This window comes from Kitasatospora sp. NPDC101108, from assembly GCF_055584725.1.
Genome location: NZ_JBVJLM010000011.1, coordinates 173,621 through 190,926, shown reverse-complemented (window position 1 = coordinate 190,926; position 17,306 = coordinate 173,621). Strand labels below are relative to the sequence as shown.

The following is a 17,306-nucleotide window of genomic DNA, read 5'->3' as shown; positions in this document are numbered from 1 at the left end:
CCCGTGCGCCGGGGCCGCCCGTCGGATTCGACGGGCGGCCCCGGCGTGGTGTCGGTACCCCCGTTCGGGGGTGGCGGCGCGGGTTCGGGACCGCGACCATGGTGGCCTGTCCCGCACCGCCGCACCGCCGCACCCAGGAGCCAGCCCGTGCCGACCACGCCGATCCCGCGCAGCTACGCCTCCGGCCCCTCGGACGTCCTGCTGCTCGGCGACACCATCGGGGAGAACCTGGACCGCGCGGTGCGCGCCTTCCCCGACCGCGACGCCCTGGTCGACCGGGCCACCGCCCGCCGCTGGACCTACGCCCAACTCGCCGCCGACGTCGACGCGCTGGCCCTCGGCCTGCTGGGGCTCGGGATCGCCAAGGGCGACCGGGTGGGCATCTGGGCCCCCAACTGCGCCGAGTGGACGCTCACCCAGTACGCCACCGCCAAGCTCGGCGCGATCCTGGTCACCGTCAACCCGGCCTACCGCGCCCACGAGCTGGAGTACGTGCTGAACCAGGCCGGGATCCGGCTGCTGGTCGCCGCGGAGAGCTTCAAGACCTCGGACTACGCCGGGATGATCGAGGAAGTCCGGCCGCGCTGCGCCGGGTTGGAGCGCGTGGTGCTGCTCGGCAGCCCCACCTGGGACGGCCTGCTGACGGCCGGCCGCACGGCGGATCCCGCCCTGCTCGCCCTCTTCGCCGAGCGCCAGGGCGAGCTGGCGCCGGACGACCCGATCAACATCCAGTACACCTCGGGCACCACCGGCTTCCCCAAGGGCGCCACCCTCTCGCACCACAACATCCTCAACAACGGCTACTTCGTCGGGGAGTTGCTCAACTACACCGAACAGGACCGGATCTGCGTCCCGGTGCCCTTCTACCACTGCTTCGGCATGGTGATGGGCAACCTCGCCGCCACCTCGCACGGCGCCTGCACGGTCATCCCGGCCCCCTCCTTCGAACCCGGCGCCACCCTGGCCGCCGTCGCCGCCGAGCGCTGCACCTCGCTGTACGGCGTGCCGACCATGTTCATCGCCGAACTCGCCGACCCGGACTTCCCCCGCTACGACCTCGGCAGCCTGCGCACCGGCATCATGGCCGGCTCGCCCTGCCCGACCGAGGTGATGAAGGAGGTCATCGAGCGGATGGGCATGGCCGAGGTGTCGATCTGCTACGGCATGACCGAGACCTCGCCGGTCTCCACCCAGACCCGTACCGACGACCCGGTCGAGCGGCGGGTCTCCACGGTCGGCCGGGTCGGCCCGCACCTGGAGGTCAAGGTCGTCGACCCGGCCACCGGCCGCACCGTCCCGCGCGGCGAGCCCGGCGAGCTGTGCACCCGCGGCTACTCCGTCATGCTCGGCTACTGGGGCGAGCCGGAGCGCACCGCCGAGGCCGTCGACGCGGCCCGCTGGATGCACACCGGGGACCTCGCCGTGATGGACGCGGACGGCTACCTCGCCATCACCGGGCGGATCAAGGACATGGTGATCCGCGGCGGCGAGAATCTCTACCCGCGCGAGATCGAGGAGTTCCTCCACACCCACCCGGACGTCCTCGACGTCCAGGTGATCGGCGTCCCCGACCCGAAGTACGGCGAGGAGCTGATGGCCTGGATCCGGATGCGCGAGGGCGCCGAGCCGCTCACCGCCGACGCCGTGCGCGCCTACTGCGAGGGCCGGCTCGCCCACTTCAAGGTGCCGCGCTACGTGCACGTGGTCGACGAGTTCCCGATGACGGTCACCGGCAAGATCCGCAAGGTCGAGATGCGGGAGATGGCCGTCCGCATCCTCGGCCTCTGACCTGCGAAAACGCCGACGGCCCGGCCCCCTTGGGGTCGGGCCGTCGGTGAACCAGCGCTCAGTACCGCGCCCCCCGCCCGGTGGGGCGGGCCGCCGGATCAGGGCAGGATGTCGGCGCCGTTGAAGCGCAGCAGCAGGGCGAGGTCCCGGATGTCGTCGTGCCGGGTCGCCCAGAGCAGGAACCGCTCGACGCCGAGCCCGAAGCCGGAGGTCCGCATGGGGTGGCGCTCGTTCATGGTGACGTACCACTCGTAGGCCTCCTCGGAGACCTCGTGCAGTTCGAGGGCGCGGCGCAGGTCGGCGACGTCGGTGTGGCGCTCTCCCGCCCCGACCGTCTCGCCGACGCCGAACAGCAGGTCGGCGCTGAGCGCCTTGGTCGGGTCCTGCGGGTCGAAGGCCTGGTAGAAGGGCACGCTCAGGTGGTCGGGGTGGGTCAGCCAGACGTACCCGCCGAACTTGTCCATCAGGAGGCGCTCGCCCTGGCGGGTCAGGCTCCGGCAGCCGGGCTCCAGCTCCTTGACGGTGCCGGGCCGGTCCTTCAGGAGCGCGTACGCCTCCTCGAAGGCGATCCGCGGCAGCGGGCCGCTGCCGGCCAGCTCCTCCAGGTGCCCCACCGTCCCGGCCATCCCGGTCACGGCCTCGCGGCCGTGGGTGAGCAGGGCCCCGGCCAGGTGCCGCAGGTAGGCCTCGACCACCTCCATCATGTCGTCGAGGCCGCCCGCGATCTCCGCCTCGCTGTGGAAGAACTGGCACAGGTGGGTCTCGTCCGCCGCCTCACCGCGGAAGGACGGCATCAGGTAGTAGGAGCCCTCCGGGGCCAGCCGGCAGCCGAACTCCAGGACGAACTGCATCGAGTCGGCGAGGTAGGTGGGAACGCCCTCCAGCTCGACCTGGACGGGCGAGCTGTCGCTGCCCCGGCCCATCGGGCTGGAGATCGATCCGGTGGTCACCGGGAGGTGCAGGTTGCGCGCACCCCGCTTGGTCCAGAACTCCGTGGTGCTGTGGGTGACGATGTCCTGGAGGACCGCCAGACTGCGGTACCAGGGATTCTCGAGAACGGTCAGGTAGTGCTTTTCCGGGGTCGCCCAGGAGCGGGGGGCGACGACGGTCCCGGTCGGGTTGACGGACATTCACGTCCTCCAGTTGTCGGTGCGCGGGTTGACGCACGGTGAATTCGGGTCGGATTTGCGGGAATGCGGAGCGGCGGCCCCGTTCCCCGTCACGGGTCAGGCCCGGAGAAGCTCCAGGCAGTCGGCCAGGGCCCGGGTGGACTCGGGGGAGTGACGGCCGGTGGGGCGGTCCCCGGCCACCACGGGCGCCATGTCGGCGTAGGAGGAGAGCCGGAGGTCCTCCAGCGGCGGGACGCCGCGGGACACCACCCCGCCGGTGTCCTCCATCCGCAGTTCGCGGCCCCGCAGGGTGACGCACCGGTCGACGTCCGTGATCGTCAGGCTGGCCGCCTCGACGGCCGAGCGGACGGTGACCGCCAGGGAGAGCCGCGCGCCGGACTCGAACTCGACGCTCCCGGCGGCCGAGCCGCTCCCGGCCCCGCCGAGGTTTCCGGAGACCGGCCTGCCGAACAGCTGGCAGGCGAGGTCGAGGTACGGGCTGACGGCCCGCACCAGGGCCTCGGGCAGCTGTCCGTCGTCCACCGCGTCCGCCGGCCCGCGCGGGGCCGGGGCGGATCCGGAGAGGACCAGCCCGCCGCAGGTGCCGGACGTCCACCTCCGGTCCAGGATGCCGTTCCCGGCGGCCAGCAGGCCGCGCAGGGGCAGCACCATGCCGACGGGGGCCGCGCCCTCGCCGTCGTCCTCGGCGAGTTGGTCGATCTCGGCCGCGGAGAGCGGCAGCCCCTCCTCCAGCAGGACGGCTTTCCCGGCGCCCCGGGCGGCCTGCCCGAGGGTGACCCGGTCGGCGGGGGGCACGGCGAGGACGAACAGGTCGATCTCCGGGGTCGCGAGCAGGTCCCGCCAGGTCTCGGTCGCAGCTTTGTCGGCGCCCGGGACGCCGCGGGGGCCCGTCTCCCGGTAGAGCTCGAAGGATTCGCAGCGCCGCAGCGAGGCCCAGGCCCGGTGGGCCGCGAGGCCCTGCCCCACGATGGTCGTCACGATTGGCATGGCTCTCTCCCGGGACCGGGTGGCGGTGGTTCGGACGGCGACTCAGACCGCGACTCAGACCGCGACCATGAGCCGCTGCCAGGTGGTGACGCCGAAGGCCGGGGTTCGTACGGAGCCCAGGGGACGCACCCCGGTGCCGTCCAGGCGTTCCAGGAGGGCCAGCACGCCCTCCCGGAGGACGACCCGTGACAGCAGCGCGCCCAGGCAGTAGTGCCGTCCCAGGCCGAAGGACAGGTGGCGCGGCCCACCGCGGCCCGGGCGGAACGTGTCCGGGTCCTCGTAGACGGCCTCGTCCCGGTTGGCCGAGGCGATCACCAGGACCAGGCGCCGCCCGGCCGGCACCGTGCGGCCGCCGACCTTCAGCGGCACGGTGGTGGTCCGCGGGACGAAGTGGAACGGCGCGTCGTACCGCAGCGCCTCCTCCACCACCGCCTCCAGCGCCTCCGGACGGGCGAGCGCCTGCGCCCGGGCCGCCGGGTCCCGGCGCACCAGGACGTCGGCGGTCGTGGCCAGGGCGCTGGCCACCGGGTCGATCCCCCCGGTCAGGAGCTGGGTGAACAGGGCGAGCGCGTCCTCGGGGTCCAGCTCGGCGATCCCGCGCAGGGGGATCAGCCGGTCGTCGTCGGTGGCGCGCAGCCGGGGGATGACGGTGCCCCGGAGGTAGTCCCGCAGGTCGTCCCGGGCCCGCAGGGCGGTCCTGGCCCGCACCGGGTCCGCCGTGGGGGTGCTGAGGAAGCCGATCAGCCGGGTCGACCAGTCCCGGACCAGCCGGACGTCCTCCTCCGGCACCCCGAGCACCGCGCAGGTGAGGCGGACGGCCAGCGGGGCGGCGAAGGCGTCGAAGAGGTCGGTCTCCCCCTCGCCGACGGCTTCGAGCAACTCCCGCGCCGTCCGGCGGACGTGGCCCGCCCAGGCCTCGGCGCTGCGGCGCGGGAAGGCGGGGGCGACCGTCTCCCGCAGCCGGGTCTGGTGCGGCGGGTCGCTGAAGACCATCCAGGAGTTGAAGAAGGCCATGGCCTCCTCGACCTCAGGGCGGTCCTCCTCGCGCTGCGGCCCGGTGTAGTCGCCCGGGCAGGCGGAGAGGCTCTCCTCCCGCAGCAGCCGTGCGACGTCGTCGTAGGTGGTGACGTACCAGGAGTTCGTCGGTTCGTTCCAGTGCACCGGGTCCAGCGCCCGCATCCGGGCGAACACCGGGTACGGGTCGAACGCCGTCTCCTGCGTCAGCAGGATCTCCGGGTCAAACACGCGCACGCCTACCCTTCAGCCAGGACGCGATCAGTGGAGCGGCACCCGCGGTGGCACCCGCCACCGCGAGGCCCGCACCGGCCCACCGGTTGCGGCGGCCGGCCGTCAGGACCCGGGAGCAGGCGGCGGCCGCCCGGTCCGGGGCGGCGAACAGCGGGACGGAGTACCAGGACAGGTGCCAGAAGGAGATGTCCATGGTCGCCTTCACGGCGCCGTGGAAGGCGGCGGAGGACAGTCCCAGCAGCCGCCGGTGCCGCCAAGCCACCAGCATCAGCGGGGCGAAGGCGAGTTCGTAGACCAGCGCCAGGGTCGAGGCGGCCCGCGCCGGGCTGGGCTCCACCGCTGACAGCCGCTTGCCGAGCGGGGTGCCGAGCTCCGCCCAGGCGCCGCGCAGCGTCGAGCCGCGGGTCCACTTCCAGCCGACGGTGACCACCTTGGCCAGGCCCGACTGGAGGTACATGGCCGCGTAGTAGGACTGCAGGGCGGCCACCACGGCGGTGGCGTACCCGGCCGCGGCGTCCCGGTCCCCGTCGCGCTCGACGTCGTCCACCAGGGACAGCAGCCCGAGGAAGACGTTCAGGTGGCTGTTGTAGCTCCACAGGGTCCGGTCGAGCCGCACCACCTGACGCTGCAACAGGCCGAAGGAGACGTTCGCCGCGACCCGGACGGCCGGGTGCCCGGCACCGAGCGCCCAGGCCCCGGCGGACACCGCCGCGACGGCGCGCAGCGCCTCGTACGCCCGCGGGTCCATCGGCCGGCCCTCGACCGGCTCCTCCCCGGCCTCGTCCGCCAGCCGGGTGTAGTCGGCGAGGAACCGGCCGGGCGGGAGGTGCCACACCGTACGGACCACGGCGGCGCCGGTGGTGAGGCGGACCAGCGGCAGCCGGTCCAGCGCGTGGTCCTGGCGGACGTAGATCTCGTGCAGCCGTCGGCCCACGGCGCATGCCGCGCGCGGTCCGCCGGCTGTTCCGGGGAGGTTCATGGGGCTACCTGCTCGTCTCGTACGGCCAGTGGAGGGTGGTCCCGGCGGCGGCGCCGGTGGGATCGTGACGGTGGATCAGCTGGGCCGAGCGCACCGAGCTGCGGTCGACCGCGTCGCAGTCCCGGTCGACCTCCACCAGGTAGACGTCGAGGGCGGTGAACTCCGCCCCCGCCGGGGCCCGGAAGGAGGCCCGCACCTCGTCGAAGTCCGCCCAGGACGTGCGGTTGAGCAGGTCGAGGGTGCGGGCGCAGAACCGGGTGCGCAGTCCGTCGTCCTCGTTGACGAAGAACATCCGGTTCATGATCGCGACGACCCGGAAGAACTCCACCGGGAGCAGCGGCCACGGGTCGACGGGTCCGGTGACGCCGCCCGCGGAGTCGTGCAGGACGACCCTGAACTGCTGCCAGCGCTCCGGGAGTTCGTAGGTGAACATGTTGTACGCGCAGAACGGCCAGGAGTTCCGGTTCCGGAAGGTGTGCCAGAACTGGACGCCGAGATAGGCGGCCGCTCCCAGGAGTACGGCCCGCGAACGGACGGTGTGCTGCATGGCGTGGTCTCCAGCCCGGCGGGCCGGGGCGTGCGGCGGGCGCCGCACCCCCCGGCCGGCCATCAGGGGTCGTTCCGGTCAGCCGGCCCGGCGCAGCTCGGCGATCGCGTCCGGGACACCCTCGACCGGCACGCCGCGCTCGTTCCCGGAGGCCATGTCCCGCACCGTCGCGGAACCGGCGGCCTGGAGGGAGACGAGGAAGCCCACCTCCGCCTCCGTCGCGATGCTCAGCGCCTTGTCCGCGCCGACCGGGTCGAAGACCGCCTGCACGGACAGGCCGGCCTCGCGCAGCCGCCGCACGGTCCCGGTCACAGCCTGGGCGTCGCCGTCCTCGCGGCGGACGACGGTGACGGCCTCGTGCCGCAGGCCCTGCTGCTTGCGCACCCCGTCCTCGCGCAGCAGGCCCATCAGCCGCGCGAGACCGACCGACATGCCGACGCCCGGGTAGCTGCTCCCGTTCACGTGCTTCAGCAGGTCCTGGTAACGGCCGCCCGCGCCGATCGCACCCCAGTGCTCGCGCCCGGTGGCGAAGGTCTCGAAGACGGTTCCGGTGTAGTAGTCGTGGCCCCGCGTGATCGAGAAGTCGAGCACCAGGTGGTCCTCCGGCACGCCGAGGTCGTGGGCGGCGCTGATCACGGTGTCCAGCTCCTCGATCCCGACCTGGTCGGCGCCCCGGAGCTTGAGCAGGTCCCGGGCGTCCGAGAGGGTCGGCGAGGAGACCAGCCGGCCGAGGTCCGCGGCGACGTGCTCGGGGATGCCGGAGGCGACCAGCTGGTTCACCGTCTCCTCGACGGGCTGGCGGTTGCCCTTGTCGAGGATCTGCACGATGGCCCGGGCCCGGTGGACCCGCACGCCGTGGCTGTCCAGCAGGGCCGCGAGCACCTTGCGGTTGGAGATGCGGACGGTGAAGCCGTCCACGCCGATGTTGCGGAAGGCCCCCACCAGGGCGTTGGCGATCTCGGCGTCGTAGAGCAGGCTGAGCTCGCCCTGGCCGATGACGTCCACGTCGCACTGGTAGAACTCCCGCCAGTGGGTGGCGGTCGGCATCTGCTCCGCCCGCCAGACCTTGTTGATCTGGTAGACGTGCAGCGGGAAGGAGAGCTTGCTCGAATGCTCGGCGATGAAGCGCGAGACCGGGACGGTCAGGTCGTAGCGCAGGGCGAAGTTGGCCCCGGTGTAGGACTCCGGCGGCTCCTGGACGGTGAAGGCGAACTCCGGGATGCCGCCGTCGAGGTACTGGGCGCCGCCGGCGACCAGGACCTCCTGCCGCTGGATGCAGGCGGAGTCCAGCGGCCGGAAGCCCCGGGCCTCGAAGCCCTTCCCGATCGTCCGGATGATGTCCTGCTCGAACATCACGTCGGCGGGCAGGGACTCCGGGAAGCCGGGCATCGAGATGTCGAGCTGCCGTACCGGGGCGTCGTCACGACCGGATGTCGTGGTGCTCATGAAGCGATCCAATCTCGTGTAGGTGAAGGCGGGTTGCCCTCGGCACCGGGGAACCCGCGAGGCACCCGGGAGGGCGCCGGGTCCGTCCGGCCGCCGGACGGCGGAGCCGTCGGCGGCCGGGCCGGCGTCCGTCAGGCGGTCGGCGCGAGGAGGGTCAGCCGGGGCGGCCCGTCCGGCGCGCAGTCCAGCCGGGCCCGGCCGCCGACCGGGACGGTGAGCATGGGCGTCGAGTGCCCGAAGGGGTATCCCGCCGCGATCGGCAGGTGCGCGGGCAGCAGGTCGCGCAGCACGTCGTCGAATCCGGTGAAGCCGCTCAGGCAGGCCCGGGCCCCGCCGATCCGCCCGACCAGCACGCCGGCCGCCCGGTCGAACACCCCGGCCAGCCGCAGCTGGCACAGCCGGGCCGCGAACTCGTCCGGTGCGAGGCCCTCGGCCTCCAGGAAGACCAGCGCGTCCTGCGGCGGGTCCGCGTACGGGGTGCCGCAGGTGAGCGACAGGACGGACAGCGAGCCGCCCCACAGCGTTCCCTCGATCGCGCTTCCGGCCCGTACGGTCCGGATCCGCTCGCCCTCGCGGGGAGCGCGCGGCCGGGTGTCCTCCTTGTCCCACCAGAGCAGCTCGTCCGACCACTCGGGCGGCTCGGCCACCGGGCGCCCGGGGTGGAGCCCCGCGCCGCCGGTCAGGGCGCGGAACTCCTCCCGGGTGTACTCCCAGACCCCGCCCGCCTCGCCCCACTCGGACACCAGCATCGGCCCGTGGAAGGCCACCAGGCGGGACCGGCGGGAGACGGAGTTGAGCAGGGTGGTGAGGTCGCTGTAGCCGATCAGCGGCTTGCCGGCCTCTCCGATCAGCTGCCAGTTGAGGTGCGGCAGCACGTTGAGCAGGGTCCAGCCGCCGACCGCCGCCATCACGCCGTCGACCTCCGGGTCGAGCAGCGCGCGGTGCAACTCCTCGGCCAGCGCCTCGGGTTCCAGGGTCGACACGCCCCGGGCCGCCTCGCAGGAGGGCAGCGGCCGCACGGTGAAGCCCTCGGAGCCGAGGCTCTCCACCCCCCGGGCGAAACGCCTGGGGAAGGCGACCGGGGCGGGGGAGCTCGGGGCCCAGACGGCGAGGGTCGCGCCGTCGGTCAGCGGGGACGGCCAGGTGATCACGGCCGTGCCTCAGACCGCGGTCGAGACGAACAGCTCGGGCTCGACGTCCGCCGGCTCCTTGCGGAGCAGCAGGGTGGTGAAGCCCATGTGGCTCAGGTTCACCCGGAACAGCTGCATGTACTCGCGGTAGCGCTCCTGGACCAGCTTGCGGGCGTCGTCGGGCAGTTCGGCGAGGTGGGGGCGGCGCAGGATGTCGTCCACGAAGCGGTCGACCTCGTCGGCGGGGACGGCGTCGAAGCGGTAGTCCTGGACGAAGTAGGCGTGGCGCTCGCCGCCGACGAAGAAGTCGATCCAGAAGTCGCGGTAGAGCGGGGTGATGTCCACCTGGATGGCGGCCCGCACGTCGTCGATCAGCTGGTCGGACGGGGTGTCGATGTAGTACATCGGGATCGCGCCGATGAAGCCGCCGGTCTTGAGGACCCGGGTGTACTCGGCGAGGGCCTTGTCCCGGTCCGGGATCAGCGAGGTGACGTTCCCGCAGAACACCATGTCGAACGCGCCGGAGGGGTAGCCGGTGTCGGTGGCGTCCTTGCGCTCGAAGGTGATGAGGTGGGCCACGCCCGCCTCCTCGGCGCGGCGGCGGGCCTCGACGAGGCTCTCCTCGTTGATGTCGATCGCGGTGATCCGGCAGCCGACGAGCTTGGCCAGCTCGACGGCGGTGATGCCGGTGCTGGTGCCGATCTCCAGGACGTGGGAGTCCTTGGTGAGGAAGGCGTTGGTGGCGATCTGAGCGATGCTGCGGATGCCGCCCGGCGGGCGGTTGGTCTCGCGCACCACGCCGATGAGCTGGTTGTAGTTCATCTTCTCGATGTCGCTGACGGTGGTCATGCGTGTCTCTCCTCCGGTCGGGCCGTCGTGGTTCGTCGGCCGTGGACGTCGGTTGGCTTCCTCGCGGCCGGTGGCCGCGAGCGGTTCGGGGAGCGGCCGGCGTTCGCCGGCCGCGGGTCATCCGAGGGGCTCGACCTCGACGCGCAGCAGGTCGGTCACCCGGCGGGCCAGCGCGTCGTACTCCTCGCGGCTCCCGGCCCCCAGGGTCACGAAGGCGCACCACTCGGACGGGTGGGCGTGCTCGACGGTGTCGCCGACCGCGCGCAGCCGCTGCGCCCGCAGCACACCGTCGACGGCGAGCATCTCGGACTCCTCGGGGATCGCGGTGATCCGGCCGGGCCCCTCGGGGCGCAGGTGGAGTCCGCCGAGGTGGGGGCGGCTCGGCGCGGGCACGGGGATCGTGCCGGTGACGGCGCTGGCCGCGATGGCCTCGTGGATCTCGTAGCCGAGCCAGGCGCTGATCACGGCTCCGATCCAGGCGCCGGCCATCCGGGAGGCGATCTCGGAGAAGACCAGCTCGCCGTCGGGCCGTTCGAAGACCTCCAGGTGGGTGGGGCCGTCGGTGATGCCGAGGGCGCCGTTGACCTTCCGGTGCAGTTCGCGCATCCGCCGGTAGAGGTCCGGGGCGTCCGCCTCGTTGACGACGTAGCTGCCGTCGCGCGGGGTGTCGTCGGCCCCCGGGTCGTCGTCGAGGACCGCCATCCGCGGCCGGTAGTAGGCGCTGATGATGAGGTAGTGGGCCTCGCCGTCCCGCCACAGGGCGTCCACGTGGTACTCGCGTCCGGAGACGAACTCCTCGACGGTGAGCTGGTGGGACTTCAGGTGCGGGTCGGGTTCGAGGCCGCGCAGCACCCGGTCCAGCTCCTCGGGGCGGTCGACCCTGACCGTCCCGATGGCGCCCGACCCGGCCACCGGCTTGACCACCACCGGGAAGGCCAGTCGCTCGCGGACGGCGGCGACGTCCGCCTCGTCGGAGGGGTCCACCAGGGTGTGCCACGCCGCGGCGGGCACGCCGGCCCGGCGCACCCGGTCCTTCATCAACCGCTTGTCCCGGAAGGCGACGTGCCGCATCGGGTCGTCCGACAGCCCGAGCAGGACCCCGAGGTAGCCGGCGCCGAACTGGCTGAACTCGGTGAAGCTGACGATGCGGTCGATCTCCGCGCCGCGCAGGGCGAGGTCCGCGGCGATCGCGGCGATCTCCTCGATCGAGTCGAAGTCCTTGATCCGGTAGACCCGTTCGGCCTTCGCCAGCAGGTCCCAGTCGGGGTTCATGCAGTCGGTGTCGAACTCGTCGAGGATGACGATGACACGGGGGGTCAGGTCCAGCATGGACCTGGTGAGGTGGACGTTCCACTTGCAGATGACGATCTGCGGCGGTCCGGGCACTGCTGACATGGCGCTCCTGCCTTGGGAGGGTTCGGGCACGGCTGCGGGCGGCGTGGTGGGTGCGGGCGGGAGGTGCGGCCGGCTCACCCGAGCCGGAAGGAGAACTCGCGGTGCACCCGGTCCGCGGCCTCGGCGAGCTCCGCCTCCGTGCCTCCGGTCACCATGAACGCGGCGAAGAAGTTCTCGTTGTCCAGGGACCAGACCTCGAAGTCGTCCCAGACGTAGCCGTCCAGCACCCCCGGGAGCTCCTTCATCCGCTCCAGCGGGGTCACGTCGACGACCTTGCCCATCCGGTCGGGCTCGATGTGCACCATCCCGATGAGTTCGTCGTTGCGGGCCGCCGAGCGGAGCCGATCCGGGTCCTCCTGGCCGAGCGCCATCAGGAGCATCTCCTCGACGGCGTCGAGACCGCAGGTGCGGGTGATCGCGGCGGGGTGCATGCCGCCGGCGACCCGCGGGTTGATCTCGATCAGCTCCGCGCCCCCGTCCGCCGCGATCCGGGCCTCGACGTGCAGCCAGCCCCGGTCGAGGCCGAGAGCGGTGCAGAACGCGGTGATCCGGCGCTCCACCAGCTCGACGCCCCGGGTGAGCCGCTCGCCGCGCACCGGCGAGTGGAGGACGCCGACGTCGTGGTTGCGGACCTCGTCCCGCCCGCTCTTCTCGACGTGGAGCAGGCCGTGGAACCGGCCGTCGATCAGCGGCCCGTCGATCGAGACCTCGGTGCCGTCCACGTACTCCTCCACGATCACCTCGAACCCGGCTCCGGCGCTCGTGCCGATGTCCCGCAGGGCCGCCCGGAGCTGCTCCGCGTCGTCGGCGCGCCGCACCAGCCGCGAGGCCCCGGAATCGGTGCACGGCTTGACGATCACGGGGTACGCCGGGACCTCCGCGACGGGGTAGGAGCCCGCCGCGCCGTGACCGAACCAGAGGTCGGAGAGGCCGAGGCGGCGCATCTCCTCCCGGACCCGGGCCTTGCTCACCAGGACCTCCCGGGCCGGCTCGCCGCCGGGCAGGCCGTAGTGCCGGGCGAGCCGCGCCTGCCACTGCACCAGCGGGTCGACCAGGTTGACCACGGCGGTCGGCACCACGCCAGCCGCGTCGATCGCGGCGACCGCCCGCTCCGGGTCGTCGGCGTTCCAGTCGACCACCACGTGGGCGTCGCAGGCCCCGCGGTTCATGTCCTCCGGGTTCTCCGAGACCAGGACGGGCCGGCGGCCCGACTTCCGGAGCAGTTCCGCGAGGTGGCGGACGCCACCGACGGACCTCTTGGAGAGGATGAGTACGTCCAACGATCCTGACATCGGCCAGTCCCTGCTTCAGTCGAGTGCTTGGGTGTTCAAGTCGTCCGCGAGCGCCGGGCGTTCCGCCCGGTCCGCGTTTGGCCCCACCGCCGCGGGCCCGTTGCCCTGGTCCTGGGCGGCGGGCCGGCCGTCCCGGTCCGGCCCGGGGGAGGTGGTGCGCCAGGCCACCAGGCCGCAGGCGATCGCGGCCAGGCCGCCGATCAGCATGATGCTGCGGACGCTGGTGACGCGGGCCAGTGCGCCGGCGGTGAGGGCGGCGAGAACGGCTGCGCCGTAGCTCAGCGCCTGGCTCGTCGCGTACACCCGTCCGACCAGGGAGTTGGGGGTGGCCCGCTGCATGTAGGAGGTGACGGCCACGCCGAAGACGAACCAGGCCGTGCCGATGGCGAAGAACGCGGTGATCGCGCTCCAGAAGCCGTGGGCGAGGCCGAAGCCCGCCCGGGAGGCGCCGATCGCGACCAGTCCGACGGTCATGGTCAGCCTGGTGCCGAGCCGCTCGACGATGTGCGGCGCCGCCCATCCGCCCAGGGCGCTGCCCACGGCGGCCGCCGAGAACAGCAGCGCGAACTGGGTGTCGGTGAGCCGCAGGTCCTCCTTGGCGTAGATCACCAGCAGCGAGGAGCCGACGAGCAGGACGAAGTTCAGTACGGCCGAGGTCAGGGCGATGGTGCGGAGCATGGGCGTGTGCCAGATGGCCGCCATGCCCTCCTTGAGGTCCCGCCAGACCCTGGCCGCACCGCGGTCCGGCGCGTCCCGTCCCGGGGCCGCCACGGCCGCCGGCAGCGGTCCGCGGACCGCCGACCGGGCGCCGAGCAGCAGGACGAGGACCGTCGCGCCGAGGAACGTCGCGCCGTTGACCAGGAACGGCAGGCTGGCGGAGACCGCCATCAGTGCTCCGGCGACGGGCGATCCCAGGACGTCCTGGGCGAGCATCCGGGCAATGAAGATCCGTGAGTTGCCCTTTTCCAGGAGGGCTTCCGGCAGCAGCTCCGACATCAGCGGTTGCACCGCGCTGTCCACCATGACCTCGAAGACCGGAAGCAGCAGCGCCAGGGCGTAGACGAGCGGGAGCCGGACGTCGCCGGACTGGACGAAAGCGGCGAACACCAGGACCGGGACGGCCCGCAGCAGGTTGGCGGCGGCGATGACCCGTCGGCGGTCGAGCCGGTCGACGAGCACGCCGGCCAGGGGGCCGACGAGCAGTCCGGGCAGTGAGGCGAAGACCATGATCAGGGTGATGTTCCCCGGGTCGTCGGTGACGGAGTACGCGAGCAGCGGCAGTGCCACCAGTCGCATCCCGTCGCCCAGCGCGGCCAGGCTGGAGGACGACCAGAGAAGCCAGTACCGCTTTCCCAGACGCGCTGTCACCGGTCCTCCGTCCGATCAATTCCAGAGAGCGTCCCGACGCTTTCCCGTGAATTCGTCACCACCATCCGTTGATGAGCTTCTCCACGATTCCCCCTTTCCGTCCGGCGGGATTCCTGGGCCCCCGTGACCGGCTCACCCGCTATTCAGATCATTTCCCGGCGCGGGGGTGCCGGTCCAGCGTTCCCGGCTTCGTCCGCTCGCCTTGACGGGATGAAGACAGCCGCATCGGCCGTCTCAACATCTGAGACGGCGTGCGGCCGATCCGCCCGTAGGCGGGGTTGTCGACCCGGTGAGGCCGCTGTGGGCCGGCGCCCCGGGTCGCCCGATGGGTCGAGCCGGGGTGCCGGATGAATTGGCTGCGAGCCAGTCAAAATCTCAACTAACTGGGAAAGCGGAGACCGGGTGGAAGGAATGGTTCCGTATAGTTCCCGGGCGGTAAACCCGGCGGCCCCGTCGTAAAGGTCGTGTAGTGTCAGAAGACCGCCAGGGTCCGCCCTGGCCGGGGGAACGACATTCATGGGGGACTGCTTCGTGACAACCGGAATCGATTCCACAGACCTGGTCCAGCGGCTGTACCACACGGCCCAGGACCGATGTTCCTGGGATCCGGAGGACATCGCCGCGGAGATGGGGTGTTCACCGCTCGAAGCCGAACAGGCCGTCGGGCGCCTGAAGGAAATGGGCCTCCTGCTGCCGGCCCCGCTGCAACCGTCGGGCCACCAGGTCGTGCGGCCGGGCCACGCCCTCTCGCGCCTGGTGTCCCTGGAACGCGAACTCGCCGAAAGCTGGATGCGGGAGTGGTCGTACCGGCAGGAACAGATCCTCTCCCTCCTGCGGGAGTTCCCCCCGCAGTCCGGTCCGTCCGAGGGCGCGACCATCGACATGCTGCCGACCGCCTCGGCGGTCAACGAGTACATCGAGGAACGGGCCCTGGACGCCCGCGTCCGGGAACAGGCCATGCACCCGGGCGGCGTGCCGCCGGTGGAACTGCTCGACGAGATGATCCACCGCGACCTCGCGGCGCTCTCCCAGGGCGTCCGCCTGGAGGCCATCTACGCCCACCACCTGGTGGCGGTGCCCCATCTCGGGGAGTACCTCACCGAGGTGTCCCGCCACGGCGCCGAGATCCGGGTCGCCCCGGCGGTACCGCTGCGCATGATCGTCATCGACGACGACGTCGCCATCCTGCCGATGGATCCGCAGCAGACGGCGCGCGGCGCCTTCGCGGTGCGCAGCCGCCAGGTCGTCGCGGCGCTGCGGGCCATCTTCGGCTTCCACTGGGCCGTCGCCGCGCCGCTGACCTCGGCCGACGGGTCGGACGGCGTCGGCGAGATGCTCAGCCCCTCGGAACGGATGGTCGTCCACATGATGGCGATGGGCTCGAAGGACGAGGCGATCGCCCGCCAACTCGGCATCTCCACACGGACGCTGAGCCGCAAGGTGTCCCAGCTCCTGGACCGGCTGCGGGTCCAGACGCGGTTCCAGGCGGCCGTCAAGCTCTCCGAGTCGGGCGTGCTCGACCTGGGCGACATCCGCGACCGGCAGCTGGCCGGTTGATCAGGCGCGGTCGCGGACCAGGGCGGCCAGCCGGTCCAGGCCGGTGCTGATCCGCTCCGGGGACAGCACGCTGTAGGAGAGCCGGAGCTGCCGCTGACCGCCGGTGCCCGCGTAGAAGTGCTCCATCGGCGTCCACAGCACCCCGAAGCGGCTCGCGGAGTACTCCAACATGGCCCGGTCCGCGCGGAACGGGACGCTCAGCACGGCGAACATCCCCCCGTTCGGGGTGTTCCAGCTGACCGTCCCGGCCGCCCCGGCCGCCCCGTCCGCGCCGCCCTCGCCGAACCGTTCGGTGAGGCCGCCCAGCAGGTGCCGGAGGTTCTCCCGGTACACGGCGGCCTCCCGGACGGAGGCCTTCTCCACGCTGCACCCGTGCTCCAGCAGGTAGCCGCCGATGACGGCCTGGGCGACGGTGGAGGTGTTGAGGGTGAGCATGCTCTTGAGCTTCGCGAGCTCGTCCACGAACCGTGTGCTGCCGCCCGAGCCGTCCGCCACCGGCTGTTCCGCCACGACGTAGCCGATCCGGGCACCGGCGAAGGCCGTCTTGGCGAACGACCCGAGGTACACCACGCGCCCGTCGCGGTCCAGGGACTTCAGCGTCGGCGGGCGCGACCCCGCGAGGCGGAACATCGAGTACGGGTTGTCCTCCAGGAGCAGGATGTCCTCCTGCGCCGCCACCTCCAGCAACCGCCGCCGGTCCGCCGTGGTCATCGTGGCGCCGCTGGGGTTGGCGAAGTCCGGGACGACGTAGCACGCGCGGGGCCGCAGGCCCTTCGCGCGGGCCCGCCTGATCCGGGCGGTGAGGTCATCGACGTCGATGCCGGTGGCGCCCTCGCGGACCCCGTGCACGGGCATGCCCACCAGCCGGGCGGCCCCCAGGAACCCCACGTAGGACGGGTAGGAGGTGAGCACCACGTCGCGCCGGTCCCGGCACAGCGCCCGCAGCACGAGCACCATGGCCTCCTGGCACCCGGTGGTCACCAGGATGTCCTCGGGATCGGCCCGCAGGCCCTCGTCGTTCGCCAGGTGCCGGGCTATCAGCTCGTGGATGACGCCCTTGGTCCTGCCGTACTGGAAGAACGCCCGGGTGACCTCCTGGTCCGTCAACCCGGCCTCCCACCGCAGGTAGTCCTCGAAGGTGCGCAGGTACCCGGCCAGCGCACGGGTGTCGTAGAAGCCCTCGTACGGGCGGCCCGCCGCGAAGGAGACCGCGTCCGGGAAGCGACCGGCGATCTCGTTCAGCAACGTCATGGAGGTCAGCACCGGATCCCCGACGGACTCGTGGAGCCCCGCGGCCTCGATCCGCGGCGGGCGCGCCGACGCGACGGCCGCGCGGGCTCCGTCCTCGCTCGGGTGGGGCGCGGTGGCCATGGGAACTCCGTCTCGTCGAACCGGTGCCGTACGGGTGCCGGACGGTCTCCCGCCCGGTTCCCATCGTGTGCGCAACGGCTCGGCGGCCTCAAGATCCCCGGCCGTCCGCTGGTCGCCATGTCCGGTACGAGCCAACCGGACCCGCCGTCTCGGTCCTCGGGACGGCGACGGGCCCGGCGGGCGGCCGTCGCCGTGCCCGCCGGGCCCTTCACCGGTCAT

At 72.4% G+C, this 17,306-nt stretch carries 14 protein-coding genes; 2 read left to right on the top strand and 12 right to left on the bottom strand.

Annotated elements, in window-relative coordinates; translation table 11 throughout:
- Window positions 1–147: 147 nt before the first annotated feature.
- Window positions 148–1,788, top strand: coding sequence for an AMP-binding protein (locus ACZ6Z8_RS24095; RefSeq protein ID WP_465612138.1), 1,641 nt, complete (start codon window positions 148–150; stop codon window positions 1,786–1,788).
- A gap of 98 nt (window positions 1,789–1,886) precedes the next feature.
- Here the strand turns inward: ACZ6Z8_RS24095 and ACZ6Z8_RS24090 are convergent, their stop codons facing one another.
- From ACZ6Z8_RS24090 to ACZ6Z8_RS24040, 11 genes are all read right to left on the bottom strand, one after another.
- Window positions 1,887–2,918, bottom strand: a complete 1,032-nt coding sequence (locus ACZ6Z8_RS24090; RefSeq protein WP_465612137.1) for an asparagine synthetase A — start codon at window positions 2,916–2,918, stop codon at window positions 1,887–1,889.
- A gap of 96 nt (window positions 2,919–3,014) precedes the next feature.
- Window positions 3,015–3,905 carry a hypothetical protein gene (locus ACZ6Z8_RS24085; protein WP_465612136.1) on the bottom strand — a complete coding sequence of 297 codons (891 nt, stop codon included), beginning with the start codon at window positions 3,903–3,905 and terminating at the stop codon, window positions 3,015–3,017.
- Window positions 3,906–3,959: 54 nt separating this feature from the next.
- Window positions 3,960–5,156 carry a cytochrome P450 gene (locus ACZ6Z8_RS24080; RefSeq protein WP_465612135.1) on the bottom strand — a complete coding sequence of 399 codons (1,197 nt, stop codon included), beginning with the start codon at window positions 5,154–5,156 and terminating at the stop codon, window positions 3,960–3,962.
- Complete coding sequence (locus ACZ6Z8_RS24075) at window positions 5,143–6,132, bottom strand: hypothetical protein (RefSeq protein WP_465612134.1); 990 nt, start codon at window positions 6,130–6,132, stop codon at window positions 5,143–5,145. Before ACZ6Z8_RS24075 ends, ACZ6Z8_RS24080 begins: the two co-directional genes overlap by 14 nt.
- A gap of 4 nt (window positions 6,133–6,136) precedes the next feature.
- Window positions 6,137–6,679: a hypothetical protein gene (locus tag ACZ6Z8_RS24070; protein WP_465612133.1), complete on the bottom strand. Its 543-nt coding sequence runs from the start codon at window positions 6,677–6,679 to the stop codon at window positions 6,137–6,139.
- A gap of 78 nt (window positions 6,680–6,757) precedes the next feature.
- Complete coding sequence (locus tag ACZ6Z8_RS24065) at window positions 6,758–8,125, bottom strand: histidine--tRNA ligase (RefSeq protein WP_465612132.1); 1,368 nt, start codon at window positions 8,123–8,125, stop codon at window positions 6,758–6,760.
- 131 nt (window positions 8,126–8,256) lie between these two features.
- A complete protein-coding gene (locus ACZ6Z8_RS24060; RefSeq protein WP_465612131.1) occupies window positions 8,257–9,276 on the bottom strand; it encodes a S66 peptidase family protein in 1,020 nt (339 codons plus the stop codon).
- Between the two features lie 9 nt (window positions 9,277–9,285).
- A complete protein-coding gene (locus ACZ6Z8_RS24055; protein ID WP_465612130.1) occupies window positions 9,286–10,104 on the bottom strand; it encodes a class I SAM-dependent methyltransferase in 819 nt (272 codons plus the stop codon).
- Window positions 10,105–10,221: 117 nt separating this feature from the next.
- A complete protein-coding gene (locus ACZ6Z8_RS24050) occupies window positions 10,222–11,499 on the bottom strand; it encodes an ATP-grasp domain-containing protein (protein ID WP_465612129.1) in 1,278 nt (425 codons plus the stop codon).
- Window positions 11,500–11,573: 74 nt separating this feature from the next.
- Window positions 11,574–12,791 carry an ATP-grasp domain-containing protein gene (locus ACZ6Z8_RS24045; protein ID WP_465612128.1) on the bottom strand — a complete coding sequence of 406 codons (1,218 nt, stop codon included), beginning with the start codon at window positions 12,789–12,791 and terminating at the stop codon, window positions 11,574–11,576.
- Between the two features lie 15 nt (window positions 12,792–12,806).
- A complete protein-coding gene (locus ACZ6Z8_RS24040) occupies window positions 12,807–14,159 on the bottom strand; it encodes an MFS transporter (RefSeq protein ID WP_465612127.1) in 1,353 nt (450 codons plus the stop codon).
- Window positions 14,160–14,690: 531 nt separating this feature from the next.
- On the opposite strand from ACZ6Z8_RS24040, the gene ACZ6Z8_RS24035 reads away from it, so the two are divergent.
- Complete coding sequence (locus ACZ6Z8_RS24035; protein WP_465612126.1) at window positions 14,691–15,716, top strand: helix-turn-helix transcriptional regulator; 1,026 nt, start codon at window positions 14,691–14,693, stop codon at window positions 15,714–15,716.
- Here the strand turns inward: ACZ6Z8_RS24035 and ACZ6Z8_RS24030 are convergent, their stop codons facing one another.
- Window positions 15,717–17,087: an aminotransferase-like domain-containing protein gene (locus tag ACZ6Z8_RS24030; protein WP_465612125.1), complete on the bottom strand. Its 1,371-nt coding sequence runs from the start codon at window positions 17,085–17,087 to the stop codon at window positions 15,717–15,719. It abuts the gene before it with no gap.
- Window positions 17,088–17,306: the final 219 nt, after the last annotated feature.